8 protein-coding genes are annotated in these 6,966 nt (G+C 71.2%); 5 read left to right on the forward strand and 3 right to left on the reverse strand.

Annotated features, from left to right (window positions below; genetic code table 11):
• Positions 1–23: 23 nt before the first annotated feature.
• The gene (locus ACIA8K_RS20840; protein ID WP_396061501.1) at positions 24–1,856 is read right to left on the reverse strand and encodes an anthranilate synthase family protein; all 1,833 of its coding nucleotides are present in this window, start codon (positions 1,854–1,856) and stop codon (positions 24–26) included.
• Between the two features lie 228 nt (positions 1,857–2,084).
• On the opposite strand from ACIA8K_RS20840, the gene ACIA8K_RS20845 reads away from it, so the two are divergent.
• The 3 genes from ACIA8K_RS20845 (at position 2,085) to ACIA8K_RS20855 (ending at position 4,056) form a co-directional block, all read left to right on the forward strand.
• Complete coding sequence (locus ACIA8K_RS20845; protein ID WP_396061504.1) at positions 2,085–2,744, forward strand: isochorismatase family protein; 660 nt, start codon at positions 2,085–2,087, stop codon at positions 2,742–2,744.
• A 157-nt stretch (positions 2,745–2,901) separates the two neighbouring features.
• Entirely contained in the window at positions 2,902–3,867 is a 966-nt protein-coding gene (locus ACIA8K_RS20850) for a DUF1152 domain-containing protein (protein ID WP_396061506.1), read from the forward strand.
• 42 nt (positions 3,868–3,909) lie between these two features.
• Complete coding sequence (locus ACIA8K_RS20855) at positions 3,910–4,056, forward strand: hypothetical protein (RefSeq protein ID WP_396061509.1); 147 nt, start codon at positions 3,910–3,912, stop codon at positions 4,054–4,056.
• 45 nt (positions 4,057–4,101) lie between these two features.
• Here the strand turns inward: ACIA8K_RS20855 and ACIA8K_RS20860 are convergent, their stop codons facing one another.
• Positions 4,102–4,659 (reverse strand): ester cyclase, encoded by a 558-nt coding sequence (locus ACIA8K_RS20860; RefSeq protein WP_396061512.1) that lies wholly within the window; start codon positions 4,657–4,659, stop codon positions 4,102–4,104.
• 138 nt (positions 4,660–4,797) lie between these two features.
• Between ACIA8K_RS20860 and ACIA8K_RS20865 the strand changes: the two genes are divergently transcribed.
• Positions 4,798–5,451, forward strand: a complete 654-nt coding sequence (locus tag ACIA8K_RS20865; protein ID WP_396061515.1) for a cellulose binding domain-containing protein — start codon at positions 4,798–4,800, stop codon at positions 5,449–5,451.
• Between the two features lie 8 nt (positions 5,452–5,459).
• On the forward strand, positions 5,460–6,005 hold the full coding sequence (locus ACIA8K_RS20870; RefSeq protein WP_396061518.1) for a hypothetical protein: 546 nt from the start codon (positions 5,460–5,462) through the stop codon (positions 6,003–6,005).
• A gap of 271 nt (positions 6,006–6,276) precedes the next feature.
• Here the strand turns inward: ACIA8K_RS20870 and ACIA8K_RS20875 are convergent, their stop codons facing one another.
• Entirely contained in the window at positions 6,277–6,711 is a 435-nt protein-coding gene (locus ACIA8K_RS20875) for a DUF6069 family protein (RefSeq protein ID WP_396061521.1), read from the reverse strand.
• Positions 6,712–6,966: the final 255 nt, after the last annotated feature.

Genomic DNA, 6,966 nt, shown 5'->3' on the forward strand with positions numbered 1-6,966 from the left:
CGCGGCGCGGGGGTGGCCGGATCTCACCGGCCGGGGCTGTTCCGCGGCGGCAGCAGGCCGGACAGCGCCGCGCGTACCGCCGGCAGTCCGTCCGGGCTGAGCACCGACTCGGGGTGGAACTGGAACGACCGGAACCGTTGCCCGCGCAGCGCGTACACGTCCCGGGTGAGCGGGTCCCGGCACACCTGCACCGCCCCCGGCGTCAGCGGGCTCCGGAACGACTCGCGGCCGTCGCTCGCGGTGAACGTGTTGTAGAAGCCGACCCGGGCCGGTTCCCCGAACAGGTCGATCCGCAACTGGGTGCCCTGGTGGGGAACAGCCCTGCGGATCAGCCGGAGCCCGAGCAGCATGCTGAGCACCTGATGGCCGAGGCAGACGGACAGGAACGGGCGGCCGCCGGCCAGCAGATCGGCGGTCAACCGGCGCAGCGTGCGGATCCTGGGATCGTCCGCATCGCCCGGATCGCCCGGCCCGGGACCGATGATCGTCAGGTCGAACGCGTCCGGGTTGACCGGCTTGTCGTACCGGATCACCTCGACCTTCGGCCCCAGGCTGCGGACCTGCTGCGCAAGCATCCCGGTGAACGCGTCCTCGCCGTCGACGATGGCGATCCGCTGGTCAGGTGGCAGCGAGCCGGCGGCGGCGCCCGGACGCCGTGCGTCCAGCCAGTAGGGAGCGAACGCGTCGTTGCGGGCCCGCAACGACGCGCGGACCTGCGGATGGTCAGCGAGACGGCGGCTGCCGGGCGCGCGCGGCCCGGCCGGCCCGGTCAGTGCGTCAAGCAGCGCCGCGGCCTTGGCCCGGGTCTCCGCGGCCTCGGAGGCCGGATCAGACCCGCGCACAAGCGTGGCGCCCACGCCGATCGACAGTTCGTCACCGGCGATCTCCGCGGTCCGGATCATGATCGCCGAGTCCATCTCGGACCGGCCGCCGTCCCGGGTCAGCAGCGCCAGCACGCCGCCGTAGTAGCCCCGGCCGGCCGGCTCGTGCCGCCGGATCACCCGGCACGCGTTCTCGAGCGGGCTGCCGGTGACTGTCGGCGCGAACATGGTCTGCCGCAACACGTCCCGCGCGTCACGCGTGGTCACGCCGGCCACCAGGTACTCGGTGTGCGCGAGATGCGCCATCTCGCGCAGCGCGGGGCCGATGACGTGGCCGCCGTCCTCGCAGACCGCGGCCATCATCTTCAGCTCCTCGTCGACCACCATCGACAGCTCGTCGGTCTCCTTCGCGTCCCCGAGGAAGGCCAGCAGCCCGTCCAGTTCCGCGCCGCCGGGCGGATACCGGTACGTGCCGCTGATCGGGTTCATCGTGGCGACGCCGCCGCGCAGCGACACGTGCCGTTCCGGGCTCGCACCGACGAACGTCCGCCCGCCCAGGTGCACCAGGAAGGTCAGGTATACGCCGGTCTCCCGCCCGAGGAGCCGTGCGAACAACCCGGCCGCGGCGGCTGGCGAGAACCCGTCGACGCGGGCCCGGAACGACCGCTTGATGACGACGTTGGAGCCCTGGCCGGTACCGATCTCCTCGCGGACGACCGCGCGCACGATCTCGGCGTAGGCGTCGTCGTCGATGTCGAAGTGCCCGCCGGTGAGCGTCACCGCGGTGTCCGGAACCGCGTCCAGGAAGCGGGCGACCGGGACGGCGTCACGGTGCTCGACCCCGAGCGCGAGCAGCGGCACACCGTCGTCCCGGCAGGCGAAACCGCGCTCGGCCAGCTGGCGGTACGGCAGCACGGCCAGCACGTCCCGGTCCGCGGGCAGATCGGCGACCGCCGCCACGTCGAGTTCAGGCCCGGTGAGGACCTCGATCTCGCCGCCGCGGTGAAGCAACGCGAACGGAGCCGTCCCCGACAACAATTCCTCCACCGTGCCCCCCGTTCGCCCGTGTGGCTGCGACGACGAGCATTCCAGGTGCACTGTGGATGGATCAGCTACTCGAGCGGGTAGGCGGGTAGTCCTTGCCGGGTGTGAACGGCCGGTGCGAGCATCGGCCCGGACCACGACACGGAGGGCCGTCGACATGTCGCATCTGCCAGCCGAAACACCCCGTCCGGCCGCCCCGGCGCGGAAACGATCCCGCCGATGAGCATCCCGCCGATCCCGCCCTACCCGATGCCCGGCCGCCACGACGTGCCGCCCGGCGGCGTGGGCTGGCGGCCCGACCCGGCGCGCGCGGCACTGCTCATCCACGACGCGCAGCGGTACTTCCTGCGGCCTTTCCCGGCGGACGCCTCGCCCGGCCGGGAGCTGCGGCGCCACCTCGGCCTGCTCCGGGACACGGCGGACGCCACCGGCATGCCGGTCTTCTACTCGGTGCAACGCGGCGACATGACGCGACCTGAACGTGGCCTGCTCCACGACTTCTGGGGTACGGGCATGCGCGCGATCCCGGAAGACCGTGACGTCGTGCCGGAGGCCGCGCCCCGCCCGCACCACCGGACCGTCGTGAAGTGGCGCTACTCCGCGTTCCACCGCACGCCGCTCGCGGAACTGCTTGCCGCCGCGGGCCGGGATCAGCTCATCGTCTGCGGCGTCTACGCGCACCTCGGCTGCCTGATCACCGCCTACGACTCGTTCAGCCGGGACATCGAGACGTTCCTGGTGGCGGACGCGACGGCGGACTTCACCGCCGGCCACCACCGCACGGCACTCCACACCGCGGCTGCGAGCTGCGCAGTCGTGCTTGACACCGCCGACATCGCTACCCACCTGGGTGGTTCCGGCACCAGCGGTTTTCGGTGACCACCCACGGATCCCCAGGCCGCGGGAGCATGCGGGGCTGGACCACGGCGGTGGCGGGACATGCGTGTGGTCTTGGGTTTCTTCGGGTTCTTGTGTGCCGCGCCGGCGGCGGTTCGCTCAGGTCCGGCCGGTGGACCCGGTGGTTGATCATTGAGGGGTGCTGACTCCCTCGCTGTCCACCCCGCCGCTGTTCGCCGCGCTTGCCTCGGCCCGCAACGTCCTGATCGCCGGCGCGGGCGGTGGCTTCGACGTGTACGCCGGGCTGCCGCTTGCCTTCGCGCTGTGGGAGAGCGGTGTGCGCGTGCACCTGGCGAACCTGTCCTTCTCCGAACTTGAGCTTGTCGACCGCGAATTCTGGACCGCCCAGCACGTGGTGGCCGTGACACCGGACTCGGTCAGCCCCGACTGGTACTTCCCCGAGGGCACGCTCGCCCGCTGGCTGGCCGCCCACGACCTGCCCTCGACGGTGTACGCGTTCCCGCCGCTCGGAGTCCAGTCGCTGCGCGAGGCCTACCGGCACCTGATCGACACCCTGGACCTCGACGCGGTGGTGCTCGTCGACGGCGGCACCGACATCCTGCTGCGCGGCGACGAGAACGGGCTCGGCACGCCGGTCGAGGACGTGACGAGCCTCGCCGCCGTCGCCGGGCTCGACGTGCCGGTCAAACTTGTGACGTGTCTTGGCTTCGGCATCGACGCCCACGACGGGGTCAGCCACGTGCAGGTGCTCGAGAACATCGCCGCGCTCGACCGCGACGGCGGCTACCTCGGCGCCCTGTCCATCCCCGGCACCAGCCGCGAGGCGACGCTCTACCGCGAGGCCGTCGCGGACGCGGCGGCAGCGACCCCGCAACGCCCGAGCATCGTCCAGGGCCAGATCGCCGCCGCGACAGCCGGCATGTTCGGCGACGTCCAGTTCACGTCGCGCACCCGGGGCAGCACCCTCTTCATCAACCCCTTGATGGCCATGTACTTCACGGTCTCGCTCGACAAACTGGCCGCCCGCTGCCTCTATCTCCCCCTCATCGAACCGACCTACGGCCGTCGCCAGGTAATCACCCGCATCGATTCCTTCCGCGCCACGCTCCCCACCACCCGAATACCCCGCGCCTATCCGCACTGACCGGGACCTCAGGCGCTGAGGCATCCTTCAAAGCATGGAGCCTTGAAGATCAACGGCATCCACACCCTCGGCGGGTACGACCTGGAGGTCGACACCACCGACGGCGTGGACGCCCAGCTGGTCGAGGCCGTCCGCACCGCATGGCGCCGCCGGGACCCGCAGCTGGGCGTGCTGCGGCACCACATCTGAAGCGCGCCGGCCCACAGATCCTCGCGGGTAGCCGGAGCATGGAGGTCAGTGCGAAAGGTCGGGAGGTGTCGTGTCGAGGAGGCGGGGGTCGGGCGTGGAACTCATCTTTGACAGGCCGCGCAGTGCGCGGATCAGCCACAGCCAGTTGCGCGGGTTCTTCATGTTCAGGCCGCCCATGAGCTGCCGCAGCATCGTCATCGTGTCGAAGTAGGCCCGCTCGCAGACGAGGTTCTCCTGCTCGTCGAAGATGAAGGAGGCGGTCATCCGCATGCGGAAGCGCTGTCCGGTCGCCGGGATGCCGTTCAGCGGGCCGAGATGCGTACCGGTCAGCCAGAATTCGACGATTACCGCGTCGGGGCAGTGGCGCAGCGAGATGAGTTCGTGGTTCTGGTCCGGGAACGCGCCCCGCGACTCGGCCCAGTAGCCGCGCACGCCCTCCTCGCCGTCGTAGACCCGCATCGTCGCGATCAGCTCGTAGTACGGGTGCGGGAACGTGGACAGCACGTCGTCCCACTGTTGCGTACCCTCGTCGTGGATGTGGTCGAGCACGAGCTTCTCGCGTGCGCGGAGCGTCTCGGGGTCGGGCAGGTCGAAGCGGCCCATGGTTCTCCTCAGGATCTGGGCGGGATTCGGAGGCACCCTACCGGCGTCCGTCCGATGTGTCGCGTTCTCTGTGATCACGGTCGTTCGTCGCTTCGGCGGTATAAGGTGGCGACTCCGCAACAGGCAGGAAGGCGTGTGATGTCGGCGGCAACGACGCTCCGTAACCTCGCGCCCTGGCTTCCGACCGGGGTGGCGGTGGCCTTCCTGCTGCTCTCCATGGTCACGGTCGCGACCTACGCGGTACGCGGTGACGTCGATCCGCCCGTACCGGTCCGGGCCGCGCCGGCGCTGCCGTCGTTCTCCCCGGACACGCCGCCGCCGTCCATCGACGGCAGGGCCACGATCGGCCTGGCCGATCCGGGGCGCCGCGCGCCCGAGGTGGAGCGGCCTTCACCCGGGCGAAGCAGCACCGCGCCGCAGCCCTCACCCGGGCGGGGCAGCGTCGCGCCGCAGCCCGCACGGAACGGGCTCTCCGGGGCGTACCGTGTGCTCGATTCCTTTGATGGTGGTTTCATCGGCGAGGTGCTCGTCTCGAACGCGGCGCGCACCGACGCGGATTGGACCGTCACACTGACCATGCCGGAGACGATCACCGGGCTGGTCACGTCGTGGGTCGAGGGCGCGCCGCAGGCCACGCTCGACGTGGACGGCCGCACCTACACGTGGCGGTCCGGCGTGCCGGTGGGCGCGGGCGGCAGCGTACCCCTGCGATTTCATGTGAACCGGGACGGCGGCGCGGAGCGCCCGGCTCGATGCACGGTCAACGGCACGTCCTGTTCGGGTCTGACGTAGGAGCAACAGTGCGGCACGAAGGTCTGCTCGGTGCGACGTTCGCGGACGGCGCGGTCGGTTGCGCCTACGCGGAGGGCAAGGTGCTGATCGTCAAGATCGGCGATCGTGAGCTGGAGCCGGACGAGTTCCACGTCCGCCCGGACACCGAGATCACCGGCTGGGCCTACGTCTGCTCGTGCGGCTGGCGGGGCACCCAGTGGCAGCGCGTCGCCACCCCCGAGGAGCAGGACCTGCCGGCCCGCCGCGTCTGGTCCGCCCACCCGTCCCCGCCGATGGACGCGATAGACCTGATCAGCGGCCACGAGTACGGCGACCACATCACGCCGATCCGCGACGCCGCGCTGGCCTCGCTCCCCGGCTTCCCGGACGACCGCGCGCTCGCCGCCGTCGGCCAGGCCCGCGAGCTGGGCGCCTCCTGGTCCGACATCGGCACGGCCGCCGGCCTGACCCCCGAGGAGGCACACGCCCGCTGGCAGCACGCGCCCGTCCAGATCATCACCCCCCGTCACGGCGCCCAGCTTGCCGCACTCGCCCGCCTCTGCTCCCCGTCCTGACCCGCCGGGGCGGGCAGCGTCGCCCATACGCGCCGAACACGGCGGTCAGCGGCGCGGCCCGGCGTCATTACTCTGCTCGGATGACGGTGACTGGCGGCTCCTGCCCACCGCCGCCGGTGACCTGCCCTGCGACATCGCGCTCCGCCACGGCCACGCCCAGCTGGCAGACCTGCTATCGAGAACAAGATCCGCACCATTTTCTCGCTCTATGGGTGCGGGTCCGCGACTCATCGACCGTCCTCATCGGCGCCGGCAGGTCATGGAATCGGCGTCAGGAGGTTACGGAACGCTCGACCGGCAGGCGGCGGGCGATCACGGGGATCACGATCGCCGCTGCGACCAGGTGCGTCAAGATGAGCAGCAGCCGCGTGGCCCACCCGGCGTTCGCGATCACATCCGGTACCAGCGAGAGCAGCGTCAGCACCACTGTGACTCGGACGAACGTGCTCCGCGGCCGTCGGGCGAAGCGGCGCAGTCCGGCCGCGATGACCAGCCCGACCAGCGAGAAGACGACCGTCAGCGTGGCGAAACCGGACGGCGGAATCGGCCCACCCGCGACATCCAGGCTGATCCCGGCGGCCCGCCCTGCAGCCGCCACCGCGGCAGTGGCAACAGCGGCCACGATCGCGGCGGCGAGTCCTTCGAGCAGCATCCGGCGAATGCCGGTGGTGGAGCTGGTGGCGGCCTCGGTGCGCGTGCTGGTCATGACGATCCTCCGACGTATGCCGACCGGCCCACGCCGGTCTCCACCTGAACGTCGAACCGCATCACCCTAAATCGACAAGATCCACAGATTTCCCGGAAGACACCACCCGCCGCTGCAATCGGGACCGGCACAACCTCGACCTAGATCCTTGGGGGGGGGGGGGCCCCCGGGGCCCCCCCGGCAAGGGGGGGCCAAGCCGCCCCGACAAGAAAGGGGGGGGATTGACGGGGGGGGACGAACCCAACGCGGGGGCGG

Origin of the sequence: Catenuloplanes sp. NPDC051500 (assembly GCF_044454585.1) — a bacterium.
Classification (GTDB): domain Bacteria; phylum Actinomycetota; class Actinomycetes; order Mycobacteriales; family Micromonosporaceae; genus Catenuloplanes.